Source organism: Sessilibacter sp. MAH1, from assembly GCF_054658315.1.
In genome coordinates this window covers 17,233-38,326 of the sequence record NZ_BAAGIC010000010.1, presented here as the reverse complement: position 1 = coordinate 38,326, position 21,094 = coordinate 17,233, and the positions used below count along the sequence as shown (strand labels likewise).

At 44.2% G+C, this 21,094-nt stretch carries 18 protein-coding genes; 5 read left to right on the top strand and 13 right to left on the bottom strand.

The features are described 5' to 3' along the window. Nucleotides 1-3 precede the first annotated feature (3 nt). The 3 genes from fadB to ACYQ28_RS11220 all read right to left on the bottom strand — a co-directional run bounded on the left by fadB (nt 4) and on the right by ACYQ28_RS11220 (nt 4,026). A complete protein-coding gene (gene fadB / locus ACYQ28_RS11230; protein WP_460051895.1) occupies nt 4-2,151 on the bottom strand; it encodes a fatty acid oxidation complex subunit alpha FadB in 2,148 nt (715 codons plus the stop codon). A gap of 187 nt (nt 2,152-2,338) precedes the next feature. Continuing rightward, complete coding sequence (locus ACYQ28_RS11225) at nt 2,339-3,265, bottom strand: electron transfer flavoprotein subunit alpha/FixB family protein (protein ID WP_460051897.1); 927 nt, start codon at nt 3,263-3,265, stop codon at nt 2,339-2,341. 11 nt (nt 3,266-3,276) lie between these two features. Next, complete coding sequence (locus tag ACYQ28_RS11220; protein ID WP_460051898.1) at nt 3,277-4,026, bottom strand: electron transfer flavoprotein subunit beta/FixA family protein; 750 nt, start codon at nt 4,024-4,026, stop codon at nt 3,277-3,279. A 380-nt stretch (nt 4,027-4,406) separates the two neighbouring features. On the opposite strand from ACYQ28_RS11220, the gene ACYQ28_RS11215 reads away from it, so the two are divergent. The 3 genes from ACYQ28_RS11215 to ACYQ28_RS11205 all read left to right on the top strand — a co-directional run bounded on the left by ACYQ28_RS11215 (nt 4,407) and on the right by ACYQ28_RS11205 (nt 5,693). Further along, nucleotides 4,407-4,892, top strand: a complete 486-nt coding sequence (locus ACYQ28_RS11215; protein WP_460051899.1) for a Tse2 family ADP-ribosyltransferase toxin — start codon at nt 4,407-4,409, stop codon at nt 4,890-4,892. Then, nucleotides 4,879-5,109: a hypothetical protein gene (locus tag ACYQ28_RS11210; protein WP_460051901.1), complete on the top strand. Its 231-nt coding sequence runs from the start codon at nt 4,879-4,881 to the stop codon at nt 5,107-5,109. The genes ACYQ28_RS11215 and ACYQ28_RS11210 overlap by 14 nt, the downstream gene beginning before the upstream one ends. 65 nt (nt 5,110-5,174) lie before the next feature. Next, the gene (locus ACYQ28_RS11205; RefSeq protein ID WP_460164711.1) at nt 5,175-5,693 is read left to right on the top strand and encodes an XAC2610-related protein; all 519 of its coding nucleotides are present in this window, start codon (nt 5,175-5,177) and stop codon (nt 5,691-5,693) included. Nucleotides 5,694-5,714: 21 nt separating this feature from the next. Here the strand turns inward: ACYQ28_RS11205 and ACYQ28_RS11200 are convergent, their stop codons facing one another. The 7 genes from ACYQ28_RS11200 to ACYQ28_RS11170 form a co-directional block, all read right to left on the bottom strand. Further along, complete coding sequence (locus ACYQ28_RS11200) at nt 5,715-6,491, bottom strand: enoyl-CoA hydratase-related protein (RefSeq protein WP_460051904.1); 777 nt, start codon at nt 6,489-6,491, stop codon at nt 5,715-5,717. After that, nucleotides 6,491-7,054, bottom strand: coding sequence for a DUF2889 domain-containing protein (locus ACYQ28_RS11195; RefSeq protein WP_460051905.1), 564 nt, complete (start codon nt 7,052-7,054; stop codon nt 6,491-6,493). Before ACYQ28_RS11195 ends, ACYQ28_RS11200 begins: the two co-directional genes overlap by 1 nt. 9 nt (nt 7,055-7,063) lie before the next feature. Then, on the bottom strand, nt 7,064-8,728 hold the full coding sequence (locus ACYQ28_RS11190) for an AMP-binding protein (protein ID WP_460051907.1): 1,665 nt from the start codon (nt 8,726-8,728) through the stop codon (nt 7,064-7,066). A gap of 152 nt (nt 8,729-8,880) precedes the next feature. Continuing rightward, the gene (locus ACYQ28_RS11185) at nt 8,881-9,366 is read right to left on the bottom strand and encodes an SCP2 sterol-binding domain-containing protein (RefSeq protein ID WP_460051908.1); all 486 of its coding nucleotides are present in this window, start codon (nt 9,364-9,366) and stop codon (nt 8,881-8,883) included. Beyond that, entirely contained in the window at nt 9,366-11,153 is a 1,788-nt protein-coding gene (locus tag ACYQ28_RS11180) for an acyl-CoA dehydrogenase C-terminal domain-containing protein (RefSeq protein ID WP_460051909.1), read from the bottom strand. The genes ACYQ28_RS11185 and ACYQ28_RS11180 overlap by 1 nt, the downstream gene beginning before the upstream one ends. 370 nt (nt 11,154-11,523) lie before the next feature. Continuing rightward, on the bottom strand, nt 11,524-13,725 hold the full coding sequence (locus ACYQ28_RS11175; protein ID WP_460051911.1) for a S8/S53 family peptidase: 2,202 nt from the start codon (nt 13,723-13,725) through the stop codon (nt 11,524-11,526). Between the two features lie 655 nt (nt 13,726-14,380). Then, complete coding sequence (locus tag ACYQ28_RS11170; RefSeq protein ID WP_460051912.1) at nt 14,381-15,139, bottom strand: EAL domain-containing protein; 759 nt, start codon at nt 15,137-15,139, stop codon at nt 14,381-14,383. Between the two features lie 830 nt (nt 15,140-15,969). Here ACYQ28_RS11170 and ACYQ28_RS11165 point away from each other — a divergent pair. Further along, complete coding sequence (locus ACYQ28_RS11165; RefSeq protein WP_460051913.1) at nt 15,970-17,097, top strand: acyltransferase family protein; 1,128 nt, start codon at nt 15,970-15,972, stop codon at nt 17,095-17,097. A 120-nt stretch (nt 17,098-17,217) separates the two neighbouring features. On the opposite strand, the gene ACYQ28_RS11160 is transcribed toward ACYQ28_RS11165, so the two are convergent. The 3 genes from ACYQ28_RS11160 to ACYQ28_RS11150 form a co-directional block, all read right to left on the bottom strand. Then, nucleotides 17,218-17,724 carry an Hsp20 family protein gene (locus tag ACYQ28_RS11160; RefSeq protein WP_460051915.1) on the bottom strand — a complete coding sequence of 169 codons (507 nt, stop codon included), beginning with the start codon at nt 17,722-17,724 and terminating at the stop codon, nt 17,218-17,220. Between the two features lie 741 nt (nt 17,725-18,465). Further along, the gene (locus tag ACYQ28_RS11155; RefSeq protein ID WP_460051917.1) at nt 18,466-18,942 is read right to left on the bottom strand and encodes an MOSC domain-containing protein; all 477 of its coding nucleotides are present in this window, start codon (nt 18,940-18,942) and stop codon (nt 18,466-18,468) included. Nucleotides 18,943-19,126: 184 nt separating this feature from the next. Further along, the gene (locus tag ACYQ28_RS11150) at nt 19,127-19,936 is read right to left on the bottom strand and encodes an SIMPL domain-containing protein (protein WP_460051918.1); all 810 of its coding nucleotides are present in this window, start codon (nt 19,934-19,936) and stop codon (nt 19,127-19,129) included. Between the two features lie 323 nt (nt 19,937-20,259). Between ACYQ28_RS11150 and imuA the strand changes: the two genes are divergently transcribed. Next, the gene (gene imuA / locus ACYQ28_RS11145; protein WP_460051920.1) at nt 20,260-21,093 is read left to right on the top strand and encodes a translesion DNA synthesis-associated protein ImuA; all 834 of its coding nucleotides are present in this window, start codon (nt 20,260-20,262) and stop codon (nt 21,091-21,093) included. Nucleotide 21,094: the final 1 nt, after the last annotated feature.

Genomic DNA, 21,094 nt, shown 5'->3' with positions numbered 1-21,094 from the left:
CTCCTAACCGTGATATTTTTTGCCGTCGGCAGCCATTTGTTTCATGGTTTCAGTCGGTTGATACAAGGGACCAAGCGCCTGATATTTTTCGGTCATGGCGATAAAGCTATCGAGACCCATCTGATCAAGATAATGCAGGGCGCCGCCTCTGAATGGAGGGAAACCAATACCGTAGATCAAGCCCATGTCGGCCTCGGCGGCACTGGCAACAATGTTGTCTTCTAAGCAGCGCACGGTTTCGATACACAACGGAATCATCATGCGTTCGATAATTTCTTCGTCGGTAAATTCACGAGCTTGCGTGACAACGCCATCTAGTAAGTTTGCCAATTCTTCATCAACCAACTTAGCTGGTTTGCCTTTGCGATCGATTTCGTACTTGTAGAAACCTTTGCCATTTTTCTGACCAAAACGCTCTAGCTTATACAAGCGATCAATCACGTTTTCGCCGTCGTGTTGCATGCGATCGGGGAAACCCGCCGCCATTACCGCATCGGCGTGATACGCGGTATCCATGCCGACAACGTCAAGCAAATAGGCGGGGCCCATTGGCCAGCCGAATTTTTCCATGACTTTATCGACTTGTTGGAAATTCGCGCCGTCGCTAATCAATTGGCTAAAACCACCAAAATACGGGAACAATACGCGGTTTACCAAGAACCCAGGACAATCGTTAACAACGATTGGGGTTTTACCCATGGCTTTTGCGTAGGCAACGGTTTTTGCGATGGTCGCTTCCGAGGTTTTTTCGCCGCGAATCACCTCTACCAACGGCATCTTGTGTACCGGGTTAAAGAAGTGCATACCGCAGAAGTTTTCTGGTTTTTCTAGCGCAGTGGCAAGATCGGTGATTGAAATGGTTGAGGTGTTAGAGGTTAACACGGCGCCATCTTGCAGTTGTTGTTCAACTTCCGCCAATACGGACTTTTTCACTTTTGGGTTTTCAACAACGGCTTCTACCACCAAATCAACACCGGCGAAGTCACCGTAACTTAGCGTTGGCGTAATGGAGTTTAAGACTTTCGCCATTTTTAAGCTGTCCATTTTGCCTCTGGAAACTAGCTTATCCAAAAGCTTGGTGGCTTCGCTCAAACCCAATTCAATGGCGCCTTGGTTGATGTCTTTCATGATAATCGGCGTGCCTTTAGACGCCGATTGATAGGCAATGCCGCCGCCCATAATGCCTGCCCCCAATACCGCCGCTTGTTTAACTGGCTCGGCTTGGCGCTCGTACTGTTTGCTCACGCGTTTAACTTGCTGATCTTTTAAGAACAAGCCAACCAATGCCGCGCACACGTCGGTTTTTGCCAATTTGGCAAAACCTTTGGCTTCGATCGCAACCGCTTTTTCGCGCGTTACGTTCACATGTTTTTGGATGCTTTTTAACGCTTCCATTGGCGCCGGATAATGCGGGCCTGCTTTTGCACCCACCAAACCTTTGGCGGTTTCAAAGGCCATCATTTGCTCAATTTGGTTAAGCTTAATGGGGCTTTGTTTTTCGGTGCGACGCGCTTGGTAATCAAATTTGCCAGCGGCGCAGTTTTTAATAAGATCAATGGCTGCAGCTTGAAGCTTATCACCACTAACGACCGAATCAACGGCGCCATCTTTTAAGGCATTGTCTGCACGTTTTTCATCACCGGCGCAAATCCATTCGTTGGCGTTATCAACACCAATCAAACGCGGTAAGCGTACAGTGCCGCCCCAGCCGGGATAAATACCGAGTTTAACTTCAGGCAAACCCACTTTTGCCGTGTCACTCATGACTCGGAAATCGGTGGATAGCGCTAATTCAAAACCACCTCCCAAGCACAAACCATTAATAGCAGTAACGGTTGGACATGGTAGATCTTCGATAGCGTTAAAAATATCGTGGATTTTTAAGAGCCCTTCGACGATTTCATCTTGCTCTACGGCAAACATCGCCATAAATTCGGTAATGTCGGCACCAACAATAAAGGTGTCTTTGCGGCTTGCGAAAATAACACCGGTTAATTTGTCTTGGCCCTTTAATAATTCGGTTACTTGACCAAGCTCGGCAAGTGTTGCCTGATCTAATTTATTAACCGAATCACTTTTGTGATCGATAACCACTTCGTAAATGCCGTCTTCTAACGCGTCTACGAAAACGGTTTTGCCTTCAAAAAGCATTGTTTGCCCCTTTTTAGTATGGGAACCCTGATGTTTATCAGAAGCTCTTGCGACACTGGTTGTTGCAGCGGAATTGTTAACGTCACCCGTGCAACACAAATTTGCAAAACTGCGCGTATGTGTTTAGCTCAGCCAATAAAAGCGTGGTTTTTTTACGCTTTTACGGCTGAACAACATGGTTTGGCAATTACAACTTGCTTTCTAACTCTGGAATAACTTCAAACAAATCCGCCACCAAGCCGTAATCGGCCACTTGGAAAATCGGTGCTTCTTCGTCTTTGTTGATAGCGACAATAACTTTAGACTCTTTCATGCCCGCCAAATGCTGAATGGCGCCCGAAAGACCCACGGCAATGTATAAATCTGGCGCAACCATCTTGCCGGTTTGACCAACCTGCATATCGTTAGGTACAAAGCCCGCGTCAACGGCAGCGCGCGATGCACCTACTGCGGCGCCTATTTTGTCGGCCAATTTATACAGTAGCTCAAAGTTTTCGCCGCTGCCCATGCCGCGACCGCCCGATACCACAATGCTGGCTGCGGTTAATTCTGGACGCTCGCTAACGGTTAATTGCTCACCCACAAACTTAGAGATTCCGGCATCACAGCTCTCGCCCACTGAAACCACTTCCGCACTGCCACCCGTGGCGCAGCGATCAAACGCAGTCGCGCGTACGGTCATGACTTTTACGGCGTCTTCAGATTTTACGGTGGCGATGGCATTGCCCGCGTAGATTGGTCTTTTGAAGGTATCTGGCGCAACAACGGCGATCACTTCAGAGATTTGGTTCACATCCAACAAGGCCGCAACACGTGGTAAGAAGTTTTTACCGGTGGTGGTGGCGCTGGCCAAAATGTGGGAATAATCACCGGCAAGGCTAACCACAAGCTGACCTAGATTTTCGGCCAATTGATGCTCGTAAGTGCTGTTATCGGCCAACAACACTTTGCTGACACCGGCCAGCTGAGAAGCAGCGTCGGCAACGGCTTGGCATTGACTGCCTGCCACCAACACATGAACATCGCCGCCGATTTCTGTGGCTGCGGTAACGGTGCTTAGGGTTGCGGATTTAAGTTCGTTGTTATCGTGTTCTGCGATTACTAAAGTTGTCATCATCGCTCCCCTTAAATCACTTTGGCTTCGTTACGAAGCTTATCGATTAACTCATCTACCGACGCCACTTTAATACCCGCTTGGCGAGTGGCTGGTAATTCAACGCTCACAAGGCTTAGTTTGCTGGCCACGGTGACACCGTAATCAGCAGGTGCTTTAACCTCTAGAGGTTTACGCTTGGCCTTCATTATATCGGGCAGTTTTGCGTAACGCGGTTCGTTCAGTCGTAAATCGGTAGTGACAATGGCGGGCATATCCAAGGCAACGGTTTGTAAGCCACCGTCGATTTCGCGGGTTACTAAGACTTGCTCGCCTTCCACCTTCACTTCTGAGGCAAAGGTGCCCTGCGGACGATTCAACAGCGCCGCCAACATTTGGCCGGTTTGGTTGTTATCCGAATCGATGGCTTGTTTACCTAAAATCACCAAACCCGGTTGTTCTTGCTCAACTACCTTGGCTAAAAGCTTGGCGACCGACAGCGAATCTGGGCCGTCTTCGGCATCAATACGAATACCGCGATCAGCACCTAAGGCCATCGCCGCACGAATTTGTTCTTCACAGGATTTGCTGCCAACAGACACCACCACTACCTCTGAAGCCACACCGCTTTCTTTCAAACGCACGGCTTCTTCAACAGCGATCTCACAGAAGGGATTCATCGCCATTTTGACATTGGCGAGATCAACATCGGAATTATCCGCCTTGACGCGTACCTTCACGTTATAGTCAATCACGCGCTTAATCGCGACCAGTACTTTCATAACTGCCTCATTGTTCTTGTTATTCTAAACACACACCCAAAACGGGCCTCTGGCTGTGTATAAATACTAGTATTTAGTCAGATTTCAACAATGACAAAATACAGCTGATTGACTAACAAAAACTATCAGAGACGCTTTAAGGCTTATAAACAAAAGGCTTTAGAGAGTTTTTTGACCGACAAAAAGAGTCACAAATATCCAACTGACAGCAACTTCACCACCTCTCCCGACATTTTCTTCACAAGTAAATTTGGCAAAACACGACTCGGGAATATGTTAACAGTCTCTAAAACTTATTAAGTTTTACATCTAAATTAACTTTTTTCGATATAAATTATTGTACTGTTTTGACTATTTTTAAATTAAAGCTGAGACAAGTAATGATTACTTTGGAAGAAATGATAATCTCCCGCGGTGATATTGAAAGAATCTACCGTTCGGACATATCTCTAACTCTATGGCGAGCAGTTAATAAATCTAACAAGCAACTAACAAATCCTCTTTATCCAGACTTGAATAAACGTATTTTACCCAACGGGCGAACTAGGCTCGCAGATGTTGCGACTTATTTTAATGACGACGGCATTCTATTCGTAAAATCTGAAGAGAGTAGAGGCACATCCTTATCCGACAAAGAAGGCTTATTTGGTCATAAAAGCTGGGAATATATCTTCATTCCCGCAGGAACGAATATCCCTCCTGAATTAATTATTACCAAAGATCACCATATTCCTAAAAAGAATTGTTGGCATTATTCCATATCACCAAACTATGATATGCCCGTCACTAAATTCCTTAAATCTCTCGATCAATTAGCCATCAATGCAAAAATAAAAATAGGAGTAACTCGAAATGCCCAACGTTGATATACGAACTTTAGCAGTTTGCATTCAAGCTTTAGAGGATGCTACTCGTTACTACGAGCTGTTGTCTCAGTCAGACACTACAGATAGCGAAAACTATGAAGAATGTGTGTACATGTATGAAGTTGAGTTAGCTAGACTTTGTGAAATTTATAAAAAAGAAGAAGAAAAAGGTTTTGCACCGGTTCCTCTAAACGATTTATTAAAAGATGCCCAATAAAATATAATCAATAATATTATTTATTTATGTGCAGAAATTTAGGGCGGGTTCTCGTATTTTTCTTGTTGGCTATCAATAAATGTCACGCGCTTAATGTATTCACAGAGAATCACGCTGCAACAAGCGGTTATAAATGTGAACTTACAATAGGTGACGCTAATGGCTGTACATTTAATTCAGAAAATTCTTCGATAAATCTATCGTTAAATTTAAATCCTGTTGGTTCACACGAACAGCTTATAGAGTCAATTTCTGTAACGCAAGAAAGCGAGACTCATACTCTGATCGGCTCCCCTGAGATTTCGGTTTTTAACGATGATATTTTGATTATGCAATATCGCGACATTAATTTTGATGGCCGTCTAGACTTAGCTGTATCAACGTCATTTGGTACGCCGAATTTGTATTTTGATTATTGGCTAAATTCAGAAGCAAATGGTTTTATATTTTTAGGTAACTATCCCGCATTTAAAATAGACTCAGAAACACAAACCTTGCTTTCAAAAGTTAAAATAAACGCGGCTAATTACGAACAACAAGTATGGCATTGGGACAATTTAACACTTATCCCAACTAAGCAATAAAAAACGTTATTTACGTTTTATTTATCTCGCACCCTTGCTAATAAAACTCATAAACGCTTGCTTCGCTTCAGCAGAAGAAAGGCGTTGATAAAATAAATCGCCTTCTTCGTCGATAATGTCTTGCAGCTGTTTAAGGTAGGTTTTTTTAAGCAGTTGTTTAGACAGTTTTACGGATTCTTGCGGTAATCGCGCAACGTTTTGTGCACGGGTGCGAGCGTTATTAATTAGCTCATCATCGCTGCAAACGCTGTTTGCTAAGCCTTCGGTTACAGCTTCTGTTGCGGTAATTACGCTGCCTTCTACAAGCCATTGAAACGCTTTGCGGTGGCCAATTAAATTCGGCACTAATAGTGTTGAACCGGCCTCTGGTACTAATCCCAATTTTACGAAAGGCATTTGTGCTCGTAAATTTTCGGCAACCAACACGAGATCGCAATGTAACATGATGGTGGTGCCAATACCGACGGCGTCACCATGTACAGCGGCAATAATGGGTTTTGGAAAACTCACAAGGGTTTGAATAAAGCCAATAATGGTTTTTAAGGCGTGATTATTATCGCTGGTTGCAACGGCAATAAATTCGCCAATATCGTTACCGGAGCTAAAACTTGGGCCTTCGCCAAACAATAAAACCGCAGAAATATCGGGATTCTCTCCGGCTTCAATTAAAGCGCGCGTTAAACTCTCGTACATATCGAGCGTTAAGGCGTTTTTTTTGTCGGGACGATTTAAGACTAATTCTAATACAGAACCATTAAGTTCGATTTTTACCAGATCGGTGGCAACAGTTACTGTCATTAGGATTCCTGCTTGGCAATTATGTCTTCGGGTTGGTAATAGCTCGGTGCGTAATTTTTAATAACGTCGCTTTTCGCCGCCCAGGTGTGGCAGGTATTTAAAATATTCTCGACGCTACTTTCGCCTTCGTGCTCCATTCTTTTTGGCCATAAACATTGGAACGCTGTTGTCGCAACAACTGGAAGCAGCTCATTAACGTGGGTACAGCCGAGCATACCGCCTACTCGCTTACGCACTTCGCTAAACCAGCCGCCCCCAATGCGCGTGTCTTTTAATTTATCAAAGGCAGGAGCGATGTTTGGGCACATAAAAAACGGCGTGCTATCCATACTCACGTGTACATCTTTAATGAGCAGTGTTTCGTCCACGGTGATACGAATGCTGATGTCGTGGTAGGCAACACCGGCGGGAATTAGACCCCGCTCGGGATGATCCATGTTATCGGTTTTCACGTCGGTCATGCGCGCGTCTATGTCCCAGAGGCCGTCGTCACGCATATAACCTTGGCTGGTCACCGTGCGAGCGTGATCGGCTCGCCTCGGCGACGGTTTTGGCAATGGCATAAGGCTCTCCTAGGCAGCGTGGGAGCTAGAATCACGCAATTTACGACGCATAATTTTACCAACGTTGGTTTTTGGTAGTTCGTCGGCAAACTCGATGATTTTTGGTACTTTGTAACGTGTTAAACGATCTTTACACCAGGTGCGAATAGCGCCCGATGATAGGCTCGAATTATTCGTTACAATAAAGGCTTTTACCGCTTCGCCGCTGTTGTTATCGGGTACGCCAATGACTGCACATTCGATAACTTCAGGATGCTGGCAAATAACGTCTTCAACTTCGTTAGGATACACATTAAAACCAGAGACAATAATCATGTCTTTGGCGCGATCAACAATGCGTAAATATCCTTCGTCGTCGAGCACGGCGATATCACCAGTAATAAAGTAACCATCTTCGGTGAACGCCGATTTTGTTTCTTTTTCTCGCTGCCAGTAACCGCGCATGACTTGCGGTCCTTTAACGCACAATTCACCGGCGGCTCCGTGTTCTACATCGTTGCCTTGTGGATCGATCAGACGCACGTCGGTATGAATCACAGCTTGGCCAATAGTGCCCAAGCGGGTTTTTCCGGGAACATTAAAGCTAACCGCAGGCGAAGTTTCGGTAAGGCCGTAGCCTTCCACAATTTGGCAACCGGTTACGCGCCGCCACAATTCTGCGGTGGACGGATTTAACGCCATGCCGCCGGAGGCGGTAAATTTAAGATGACTAAAATCGACGTCTTTGAATTTCTCATTATTGCACAGCGCTACAAATAAGGTATTCAAACCAATAAAGGTGGTCATTTTCCAGCGCATCATTTCTTTTACAAATCCATCAATATCTTTTGGATTTGGAATTAATACACTGTGACCGCCTAAGAGCGAAACCAACTGCGCCACGGTAAAAGCATAAATATGGTACAAGGGTAACGGCGAGATCACCGTCTCTTGCCAGTTAACGCCTTTAACCTCAAGCCGTTCACGGGCTTGCAGCATATTGGAAATTAAATTCGCATGAGTTAACACCGCACCTTTAGAAACACCTGTGGTGCCACCGGTGTATTGCAATACAGCAACATCACCCGGATCGGTTTTAACCGGTGCTGGTTTTTCGCCGGAATATTTTGTCAGCGCCGATCGTAAATCGATGGCATTGGGTAAATGATATTCTGGCTCTAATTTTTTAAGGTATTTAACCGCCGCATTAATAACGGTGCGCTTCATCAAGCTGTGCAGGTCAGCAACCTGAGTAACAAACACCGTTTCGATGGCGGTTTTGGTCAGAATTTTTTCAGCATTGTGTGCCATGCTTTTGTGAATAATTAACGCTTTAGCGCCACTGTCCACAAATTGATGCTGCATTTCTGAAGCGGTGTATAACGGGTTGGTATTTACGGCAATTAATCCTGCTTTAAAAATACCGAATAAGACGATTGGATACTGAACCAAGTTAGGCAATTGAATCGCTACTCGGTCACCCGGTTTTAAACGGGTTTCTTGCTGTAAGTAAACCGCAAAAGCCGATGATAATTTATCAAGCTCGGCATAATCGATGGTTCTACCTAAGCTGGTAAATGCTGGTCGTTCACTGTAATGTCTTAGACAATAATCTAAAACATCGGGAAGCGTTTTAAATCCGTAAGGATTTATATCCGCGGGAATGGTCTTGGCGTCAGGCAGTTGCTGCACCATTGTTAGCCCCTCTTAATTATTATTATCGAGAAGAAAGTTATTCTCTTTTTTTAACTAAGCTACGTGCTTTAGTTTAACCACAAGCGATATTTAACCGCGAATAAAGATTTTGCTCACACATTTCTAGGCCCAAATGCGTGAGCAAAATTGGCTTAGGCCTCTGGGAATAATGCTGCGAGTTTAGTCGCCAACATAATGTCGCCGGATGCTTTAATTCTGCCAGTCATGAACGCTTGCATACCATCGGTTTCACCGGTCATGACTTCGTTTAAGGTGACTGAATCCATAGACAAGGTTACGGTTGGATCGTCAGACTCACCTTCGGCAAAAGCACAGTCGCCGTTTTCGATGGTTACAAACCACGGTGTGCCATCGGTGATGTCGTATTGGAATACTGCTTCCATGTTTGCAGCTGCACTTGGATTGAAGCGGTTTTTCATTTCTGCAAACAATGCGTTTAAATCGGTCATTACTGGTACCTGTTTATTATCTTTCTCTCTGAGTTCTTGCCGGGGCTTACGCCTTGATTTGGCCGATGCGCTAATCAGTGCAAAGCCGAGTTTTACGGCGCCCTGTATTAACGCACGAGCCGGAGGAGAACTCAGTATTTGTTGTTTGATCGTTCTCTTAGTTTTCATTAAAAAACAAAGTGCTCGGCGTCTAAATCCATAAGACTCTCGCAACCGGAGGTCATGGTTGCCACCAGTGAACGAGTGCGTGGCAAAATGCGCGCGAAGTAGAACTCTGCCGTTTTAATTTTAGCTCGGTAGAAATCTTCTTCATTGGTACCTGCGGCAATTTTTTCTTGGGCTTCTTTGGCCATTAAAGCCCACAAGTAACCCAATACGGCATAACCCGAGTACATTAAGTAATCAACGCTGGCAGCACCGACTTCGTCGCGGTTTTGCATGGCTTTCATACCAATTTGCATGGTGATGTCGCCCCACTCTTTGTTAATTTCAACCAGCGGTTTAACAAATTTCGCCATGGCTTGGGTGTCGGCTTCGGCTTGGCAGAATTTGTGAACAATCTTGGTAAAACGTTTTAGCGCTTCGCCTTGGGTCATCAGTACTTTACGACCTAACAAATCCAGTGCTTGGATTTGCGTGGTGCCTTCGTACAACATAGAGATACGACTGTCGCGAACGTTCTGCTCCATGCCCCATTCTGCGATATAGCCATGGCCACCAAAGATTTGTAAACCATGGTTGGCGGATTCGAAACCCACTTCGGTTAAGAATGCTTTGGCGATAGGCGTTAAGAAGGCTAACAGACCGTCGGCGTATTCTTTTTCTTCACCGTCACAAACTTTGACTTTATCCACAAGCTGGGCGCAGTAATAAATCATGGCTCGACCACCTTCGGCGAAGGCTTTTTGGGTCAGCAACATTTTGCGCACTTCTGGGTGAACAATAATCGGATCGGCAGGCTTATCGGGCTCGGCCGGGCCATTTAAGGCGCGCATTTGTAAGCGATCTTTGGCGTAAACCAACGAGTTTTGGAAACCCCATTCGGCGTGAGCCAAACCCTGTAATGCCGTGCCTAGACGCGCGGTATTCATAAAGGTGAACATGCAGTTCAAGCCTTTGTTTGGCGGGCCAATCAAAAAGCCTGTGGCATCGTCAAAATTCATTACACAGGTTGCATTGCCGTGAATACCCATCTTGTGCTCGATAGAACCACAGCTTACACCGTTGGATTCACTCAAGGATTCTGGCAAATGCTTAGGCACAATAAATAGAGAAATACCTTTGGTACCGGCGGGCGCATCGGGCAGACGTGCCAGTACAATGTGCACAATGTTTTCAGCCATGTCGTGTTCGCCGGCTGAAATAAAGATTTTGGTGCCGCTGATTTTGTAGCTGCCGTCGGCTTGTGGCTCGGCTTTGGTTCTGAGCATACCCAAGTCGGTACCGCAGTGCGGCTCGGTCAAACACATGGTGCCGGTCCAAGAACCTTCTACCAGTTTGGTTAGGTAGGTTTGCTTTTGCTCTTCGGTACCGTGGGCATCCAACGTGTTCATGGCGCCGTGGCTTAGGCCTGGATACATACTCCAAGACCAGTTGGCAGTGCCAACCATTTCATTAATAACCAAGCCTAAGGATTCCGGCAGACCTTGGCCGCCGTATTCAACTTCGTGCGCAAGTGATGGCCAGCCGCCTTCAACAAATTGTTGATACGCTTCTTTAAAACCTGCTGGGGTTGTGACTTTACCATCCGCCCAAGTACAGCCTTGTTGATCGCCGATTTGGTTTAGCGGTGACAAGACTTTCTCAGCGAATTTTGCACCTTCTTCCATAATCGCCGAAACCATATCCGGCGTTGCGTCTTCGTAACCTGGCAGGCTTTGGTAATGTTGTTCTGCTTTAAGTACTTCGTTGAGTACAAAGTCCATATCGCGCAGCGGCGCTTTGTATTCGGGCATAACCAACATCCTCGTGTGTCATTTTTATTGTTATGAATTGCTCAGCGCCGATTTTTAAATACTTGATCGGCATTATCAGCATTGGGTTCTTTGTGGAAATAAGCTTCGGCTAAACGCCTTTTTTATCCAATGACAAAAGTCACCAGTTTTAGTGACAATTGTTTTCACATTGAAAAAAAATCGGTGGTTTTTCGCAAAGCACCTATGGATAGTGCCCTGCAAAGGGTTTGGATTCTGGCAAAATTCGCCAAACAAACAACAAAATCGGTCAGTCGTATTAAAAACCATCACCGACTAGAAATTTGGGCATAAAAAAACCGGTGGTATTTCTACCACCGGTTTTCGTGTCACTGGGGTTCAGCAGTTTTAATTAATAAAACTTTTTGAAGTACGGGAAGTGACCGTAGTGTTGTTTCTTTTTGATGGCTTTTACCGCAGCTGGAGCATTTACAAAACCAAAACCTGAGTCAAAGTCGAAGCCTTCTGGACCAACTTCGTCAAAGACTTGAACGGTAGCGCCAGTACCCAGTGAGGCACGAATGGTCATGTCATCAGCGGTTTCACGCATTACATGGTAAATGTCTTGTGGATCAGGACGATCACAACGGCCTAACAAGAAACCTTGCTCTAAACGTTGATCAACCTTCTCTTCACGCACACGGAAGCTAACACCGTATTTACGCTCACCAAACAATGGACGACACATGTTGTAAACAACTTCGCCATCAGGACGAGTGGTCAAAATTGGCGCAGTTACCGCTGCTAACATTTGTACCGCTACCGCAGAAGCACTCGGTGCTGCCGCTGAGGTACCAAAGAAGTTCGGGAATTCTTCTGCTTCACCGGTAACGAATTCGCCATCGCTGTCGTCGTCGTCACGGCTGGTATCAGAGAAGAAGAACGAGGTGTTAGCACCGTCTGGCGCGGTTAAACCTGGCTTAAAGCGGATTTCTGGCGCAGGTAAACGGTTACCAGCAACATCGAAGAAGATGGGTGTACCACCTGCTGATGAGAAATCGTTCAAACACGCAGGAACACACTCAGGCTCACCGGCACCCGCACGTAGCGTATTGGTGTTGGCATCGCCAATAAACTCTTCGGTGAAGAAGAACGCTGCCGCAGCGACACCTTCAGCACCGGCTGCGTTGTTGTGACCAAAACCTGAAGCCGCATCAACTGGGTACTCAGACTCAACGATAGCACCGCCGGTAAGTACGTATTTTACGAATCCAGGTGCATCACCGGTTTCAGCCAAGAAACCAAGCTGCACGGTAGAACCGCCAACAAAGTCTACCAGAGAAACGAATTCGATCGCGTCGCCACCGGCTCCGCCATCAATTGGGTTGCCGCCACCGTCGGTAAACTGGAATTGACACAATGGCGGGAAGAAACCGTTTTCTGCTTGGAAAACAAAACAGTCGGGAACACGTACGCCATTTTCGTCGAACATAACGACGTCAACGTCGTTTTGAGCACCAACACCGCCAGCAGAAAGACTTGGGCTATCCCATTGGAAGGTCATGTTAGTTTGTAAAGCGCCGCCAAAAGTGATGGTTTTAAGTAAATCAACACCTTCACCTGGATCGAAGTCGTGCCATACGCCTTCAACGCCATCGATGGTTGCGGTGGTTGCGCGGTATTCGGTCTCGAAGGCATCGCGGGCACGGTTACCGTTGGATGAGTAATATGGCACACCCAAACGTGCAACTTCGTCTGCGGCTTGCGCGATGATACCGTCTTGGAACATTGGCTCGGTGAAGTAAATTACGTCATCAACAATAACGTCAGCACCGGCACGTGCTAGCTCAACAATACCTTCTGCAAAGCTTGCTTGGCCATTAAACGCGGTGTGGAAAAGGATGTTTACGCCAGGAACGGCATCAACAATCAATTGCGCCATTGCACGACCTTCATCGGTACAGCCAGAAGGATCGCCGATTGGTTCTAGGTTACGGAAGGTTGCAGGTAGATCACCATTAGCAACGTCTTCGTCCGGCGTAGTGTATAAACCGCCCGCCAAAGAACCGGGGTTACAGTCGAAGCTGTCTGAAAGCACACCAACGGTAAAGCCTTCGCCACTTAAACCAGCAAGTGCACGATTGATATCGGTACCCATTGAACGGTCACCCTGTTGAGTAACCACACCAACATTAGTTTCCATAAACGCGGGTTTTGCAAAGGCAAGAGTATCGCTTAACGCCATGTCACCAAGGCTGCTGGCCGGCACTTGCGCCGATACAACTCGACCGTAGCTAGAAATATTGCGAGCGCCTACTTTTTCTAACATGGCGACTAATTTTGCAGTCTCACCCGAGGCAACAGCATCGACTAAAACATAACCGTCAGCGGTTACTTCCGCTAAGACCATTTCGTTGTCTTTAGGACCCATCAAACCCATGGCCTTGCCACTGGTTTTCGCTGAGTTTGCAGAGACCTGCATTAAGGCACTGCCCAATTTCTTCAGCTGACCCGGCGCACTTGCCTGATCGGCAAATGCCATATTGCTTTGCACAGCAAGTAATACCGCGGCTCCTACGGTAATTTTAGCTGTCGATTTTAGTATCTTCCGCATGACTATCCCCTTTGTTATTCGTCAACGAAATATTAAAGAAAGAATTCTTTGAGTTGAATATATAGGAACCTCTGAGTAACCCCAAGATCACTCGGGCCAAGGGTTTTTTCTGATTAAGGCGCGCTTTTGGAGGTCTAACAGATTAAATCGAAAAAGCACAACACAGAGCAGGAAAAAACTGGCAGGTCCCGTGGGGTGAGATCACGCTGAGTAATTTTGGGGTTACTCAGAGGTTCCTACATTCCAACTAACGACGTTTAGAGTACTTGTGTTCGCAACGTATAAAATAGCGAAATTTAAAATTAATTTTTTATAAATCCAAAAAAATTGAGCTATAACCTCATGTATTGATATTCACTGATTTTTGAGCGTCAAAATGGGATACATTTGTTAGAAACTAATACTTAAGTTCATTCTTTAAAATCTAAGCATTAAATAAAAACCGAAGGCAACCACCACAAATACAGATTATAAAAAAGCGCAGATTTGCAGATCACTGAAATTTATCTACAAATCTGTTTTTAAAGAGTATTCAAAATGGAATTTTAGAGGGGCGAATAAGCACATTTATTCTTCAAACATGCTCTTCAATAATAACTTTTTAGGAGCTTACCTTTAGATCAAAAACTCTAGAAATCTCTTTTCGATTCCCGCTCTAGAAAATAACCGACGGTAATTCTTCAAATCCGGGCTTGGCAAATAAATAACCTTGCATCAGCACAATACCGGCTTCGGCTAACCAATTAAGTTCGCCTTCGGTCTCAACACCTTCGGCCAAAATTGAAATATTTAATTCATTCATCATATGAATGCAATTTTTTAAAATAATTTGTCTGACTTTGTCCTTTTGTACTGATCGAATCAGTCCCATATCGATTTTAATGAAATCGGTTTGAAAGTTTGCCAATTGCCCTAAACCGGAATAACCCGCACCAAAATCATCAACTGCGGTTTTGAATCCTAGAGAGTTATAATACTCGACCACACGTCTAACATGTTCGGCGTCTTCTATTTTTTCAACCTCGGTGAACTCAAACAAAATATTTTCGATAGGGAATTTATATTTCTTCGCAGCTTCTAGTGTGGTTCGAATACAACGATCGGGCTGATAAATCGCTTTTGGCAGAAAGTTGATGCTCAATATGGATTGCAATTTCAGCTGTGACGCTAGGCTAATAGCCTTTATGCGACACTGCTGATCGAAGGCGTAGCGATTATGTTCGTTTACTTGAGAGATAATGGAATAGGCCGATTCATTATTTAAGCCGCGCACTAGAGCTTCGTAGCCAAAAATTTCTTTATTACGTAAGTTAACAATCGGTTGAAATGCCATTGTAAAATCAAAATCTAAACCCGATTCGTCTCGGCATCGACCGCATCTAACAAGATCGCTTTCTTTATATGTAGAATCCATAATATAACTCATGCCAAACCCAACAAACCTTGTATGAGTAAAGCGTATTTAATCGCAATTTCCAGTGTGATCAAGATTTACCAGAAAATCACTCAAACGTTAATTAACCTAATTACACCAGCGATACGCGATCTATCGCTAACGTCGGCAGCTGATTAAATACTCGATACCAAAATCACTGATTTTCATACAGAAAACCCCGTGTTAATTGGCGTTTCTTTGATGATAAATTTTATGCTTTACCGAATCATTGTTTGGGTAGCCAAATATTTTCGTATATAAATCACCTAAATCCATTGTTTTCGCTATAAATTAACGGCCCGTAATTGACGACAATGAGTCGAACAATCGGTGCCTCAAATACCAACAAGATTCGTCTCTGCCGGTAATGATACAGGCGCGCTATTTGGTTACTTCGCCAAGATACGCCGATTGGCGCTCAAACCATGTCTAGACCAATGGATTATTCTTTCATTAGGTTGAGTACAGCCATCAACAGTGTATTCAATACAGCCACCAGAAGAGATAATTAATCCATTAACCCTAGAGAACCGACAACTTATTTACGATTTTTCTGAGTCTTTCGTGCAACATCTTTAGCACTGCAAATTATTCAAGCACAAGCAACACTATTTAATTTACTCGTTTATTGATCGCTATTATTTAATCACTTGGATGACCATCTGTTTAATTACTCAGCAACTGTAAGTCGTGCCGGTTTCCCGTCTTTTGATCACTGAATTACTATGGTGTTATGATGACTGCACTGTGAATTGACGCCGTTGCAAGGTTTTCAAGGAAGCAAATAACATGCAGCTGTTGAGGAAGGCATGGAAATTCGAAAAATAGATGACCAAACTTCTCTACAAATAAAATATTGTCGTTTTATTTGTATTTTTTTTATGTGCATTGTGCACATCCCACCGGGTTTGGGTGCTGTTGATAGCATGCCAAGCTATCTTCAGGCCATTAATGTATTCCTAGCCGATATTCTTGGTCGCGCCAGTGTTACGGCCTTGAGTTTTATCAGCGGCTTTTTAATTGTTCACAATTACGCCAACAATGACAACTCCAACTATCAAAAATGGCTTAATGTTGTCGTTAATCGACTTAAATCACTGATCGTTCCTATGGTATTTTGGAACGGCGCCATTATCGTTATTGGCTTTGGTATTCTAGCGCCAACGGGTGTATCTATTCAGGTCATTGACGATCTAGAAGGATTGGATGCATTTCAGATTGTATTTTTAAGACTCTTGGGCTTCTTTAATGGATCATCGTCCGAAAGCCTAAATTTCCTTCACGATATTTTCGCTTGTGCCTTTCTATCACCCATTTTAATTTGGTTAGCCAAACGCATTTCTTGGTTATTGGTTGTTTTATTGCTGTTAATTGATAACACAATCACCTTTCAACCCGTCGTAACGCGGGGCATTATTTTGGTATTTTTTGGTTTAGGCATTGTTTATTGCTATCGCTTTAATGATTTTAAACCTATTCACAACATCAAATGGTTAACACTTGCTCTCAGTGTTGCGGTGCTTGTTAGAGAATATTGGCTAGCCTTTAACGGCGTCGATATTTTTGATGTTCCCGGTTATCAAACCATTAAACGTTTTGCCGTAAGTGCTGTGGCAATCTATGCAGCCTATTTGTTGACACAAACACGCTTTAACCATTGGATTGGTAAACTCGATAAATCCACCTACTTTATCTTTTTAGCGCACAACGTCTTCTTTATTTTAACCTGGGGCGCTTGGCAGCTCTTTTTTGGTAAAGATCTCGAATTTCCTTACATCGTCTACTTTTTTATTGTAACTCCTGCTTGGTTTGTTATTGCAATTTTAAGTCACCAGATCATTGCTTATCTGCCCGCTTTTTTGCAGATTCTAATTACAGGAAAACCCAGAAATTCAGTTAAGAAGCACGCTATAGAATCCATAAAAAAACCGGCATAAGCCGGTTTTTTTATTCGCGAATCTTTCATTTTCTTCAGTTTATTTTTAGGTCTCGCATCGGACGAATCTCTTGTCTGATGACTCGTCGTCAGCTACTACAACCCTATTGACCGCGTTTTATTATGCAGCACTGGTCTGGGCAACGTCGATTTGGTCGTTAACTGCATCGTCACGAGTATCTTGACGCTTGTTTTCAATGGCGGGTTGGACACCATTAATCGCAATACTTCTTGGTTTCATGGCTTCTGGAATTTCACGCAGCAAGTTAATGGTTAGCAAACCGTTAGATAAATCGGCTTCTTTTACTTCTACGTGATCGGCCAAATTAAATTTTCTTTCGAAAGATCGATTTGCAATACCTTGATGCAAGAATCGTCTTTCTTCTGATGACGCTTTTTTACCGCGCACCGTTAAAATTCCTCGATCGACATTAATGTCGAGTTCGTCTTGTGCAAAGCCTGCAACCGATAAGGTAATGGCGTATTTATTTTCGCCGAGCACTTCAATATTGTAGGGTGGATAACTCACATTAACACTGTCGGTACGCATCGCGTTATTTAATAAAGACGCAAGATGATCAAAACCAACGCTGTTACGGTAAAGTGGGCTTAAGTCGATAGATTTCATTACATATTCTCCTTGGAAGCAATACGATTTAATTTCGAGAACACTCTTAGAGTCGATCTCTTAATAAATAATTTGAGGATGATTTTCGGGATTTCAAGTTTCTTTTTTAAGGTTTTTAAAATTTCTTTTCAAAAAAATTAAAATCCAAGTTAATTAACGATTAAATTAACATTGCGAAAAAGCATTTAGCATTACATTGGGTAAGACACTTTTGAAAACAACTTCTTTTGAAAACTTTCCTTTTAAAAACAGTTTCCTTTAGAAAAGAATCCCTTTCAGAAAACTTTCTTTAAAGAGTATCTTCTCTGCGTCTTACTATAAATATGAGTTCGTGTTGGAAAACTTCAAGGGTAAAAAAATAATTTTTTTAACCGTCGCAAACAACAAAGGCTAAATTGGTTGTAGTGTGCTTTGTATTAGGCAGGAATAAAATTAGCTAAAAATAAAAAAGCAGGTTTAGGAAACTCTGCTTAACCTAGAGTTTTTCGCGGCACACGGATGTGTCGTCAATTTCAAGACCGGTAAGTGATTGAAATTGTGAAGAAATTGGAAATCGCATTGTCAATTTCTATCCTCTGATTAAATCATGAATGAGTTAATCAGAGGTTCCTACAGTTTTAGGATTTTGTTAATGCTGTTCAAAAATCTAAATCGCCACGCAATAATTTAATTTTGTGGCGAATCAATATGGGCGTGAAATAAAAAACTTCAAGCATTAAACACAAAGTTTTTTGTGCAACATTAATTTATTTCAACTGTATCACCTAGGCGAACAAATCCGTCGTTAATAACCTTACAGCAAACGCCCCCACGCCAATCGGGTTTTAACGCTGCTTGTAGGCCATCGAGTTGTTCATCCATTCGAAAACACGGATCGGTTTCAATCATAACTTCTAGTACCAACTCACCAATGGTAATTTTTTTACCAACGTATTGTTCACTAAAATCAAAACCATCAATCAGCAAGTTAGCGCGACGAATCGTCCAAGGTTGTGTTTCGCTGCTGACTTCTGCACAAGCTGCTTCCCAAGCTTGCTTGCTAAGCACCGTAACTTGGCGACGACTGGGTTTGCCTCGGGAATCACCTTGCACACCGGATTGTTGAGTAATCCAGCTTTCTGGCAGCGTTTCCATGGCTGCGCGCTTTTCTGCTCGACGAGCGATACCAATCAAAGCGGCTGTTCGTTGTGAGGTAGAATGAGAGTCTGCTGGTAACATATTGAATTCTTTATGGTTATTGTTGCAAAAAGCCCCGTTGAGCTTTCACCAAACATCAACAGGGCTGATTATGTCTTCTGATTAAATCATGGATGAGTTAATCAGAGGTTCCTAACGTTTATGAAGTGTCTTATCAAGAACACCATTATGCCACGGCTCGATTTGCAACAACCATTGCCCAAAATTATCGAGCCGACTCAACTTTAAACTCAACACGAATATTGGCGCGGTAGGTTACCTCGTCAAAACTGCTGGCCTGTTGGCTAACAGGTGAACTCGCAAACGCTTCAGCAGCATAACTATCGTTACTTTTTTGTCGACGTTGCACCACAACCTCTTCTATCTCAAACGCGCCACGGGTGGCAGCAAATTGAATGGGTTGATCGTAAAAGGCAACCGGTGTGAGTTTTACGCCGAGCTTGCTTTCGTAGACCTTTTGTTCGGCCAGAATTTTATTTAAGGCTTCTTCTTTTACCTTTTTCTCAAACTCTTCTTTGGCGGAGTGTTTAAACTCGGTGCCGCCCAAGATAATTTCTTCATGTTCATCGGCAAGCTTGGCGACGGTTTTAAGTTGTTCTTCGGTGGTGATTTTAATGGCAACGCGGTTTACCACCTCAAAGCTGCTCGGCTTTTTGCCAAACCAGCCGTATTGCGGCGAGCTGGAAAACTTAGAATTGTTGATGTCTTCAACCTTAATGCCGCTTTTTAACAAGGTAGCTCGAATAGAATCACGCAAAGCTGCGTTCTTTTCGATGGATTGCGCCAAGGCTTTTTCTTCGGTGGTTACGACTAAACTCAGGGTCGCCTCGTCAGAATACGCGGTTTCTTCGGCACTGGCCGATAGGCTGATGATGTTTTCTCGGGGATGCAAAAAGTTACGCAGTTCTTCTGGCGAGCCTTTTAGCTCAGTTTGCGCTTGCGCTATGGGTGCCGCCCACACGGGTGATGCAAGGCTTGCCGCCAACAACAAGCCCATAACAGGTCGATTTACCATCAAGTTTCTCATAAATGAATGCTCTCTTTCTTAAATGACCGGAATCTCATCGTTAAGAAAACGGCCGTATTGGTAAAAATGATCGCCTCTTAGATGCCTTTATGGGTGTTTTACGCCATTAAGAAATGTTTGTTCGCTCAAAAACCCTTCTTTTTTGCACATTTTTACCCAACAAAAACTATTAGCATAAAAATTTCAATAGCAATCAGCAATAATAATGAAGTTCTTGTTTTTACTGGCTTTTCTGGTGGGTACACAAAACTTTGCGCTAAAGCGTGTGGCCATATCTTGCCAAAGACCAAAGTACTGTATATAAATACAGTATGAGCACAATCATTTACGATACTTCTTCCGAGCAATCTGCAATCAACGGTAGCAACGATTTACTGGAACAACTGCTGCGCCGCAAAGATGTTTGGCGTGGTGCAGCAGTTACTCAAGGACGAGTCATTAGCAGCAAACACAAAGCTTTAGATAAGTTGTTGATTAACGGCGGTTGGCCGGTTTCGGAATTGATTGATGTAGGCCAAAAGGCCAATGGCCACGGCGAATGGCAGCTTATAGCGCCAGCTTTGGCGAGTCTAAGCCACAAGACCGGGTTGATTCTGCTGTTTAACCCACCGGCCATGCCGTTTGCACCGGGTTTAAGTCAGCTGGGTATTCGGTGCGACAGCATTCGCGTGGTGCGTATTCAATCGCATCACAAAAAAGCTCAAGCCATCAGTGCTTTGCTCGATATCTTGCAAGCGCGCTGCTGTACGTCGGTGGTGGCGTGGGAGGGTAAACTCAACTGGCGTTACGCCGAATTGCGCAAACTGCAACTGGCGGCCAGCCAAAGCCAAGCTTTGTGCTTTTGTTTTCGCAAACAGCGCCCGGCGCAGGTTCAGTCACCGGCGCCACTGCGTATTACGGCTGCGTTCTCAGTTGAAGGTTTATTAGTGCATATCACTAAGCAGCGCGGGCAACAGCGGCCACAGCAGTGTGTGCTGGCAAGACCCAACCTTTGGGCGCCCAAACACCATCAACTTAAACCCAAAACCACAACAGATTCATCCGCACAAACCAGTAAACAGCTCGCAAAGGTGTTGCATTTTAATCGCGGTTCATTGGCGTTAACGCCGCTTAACACGCACTTTCCACAGAATTCGGGGCAGTAGT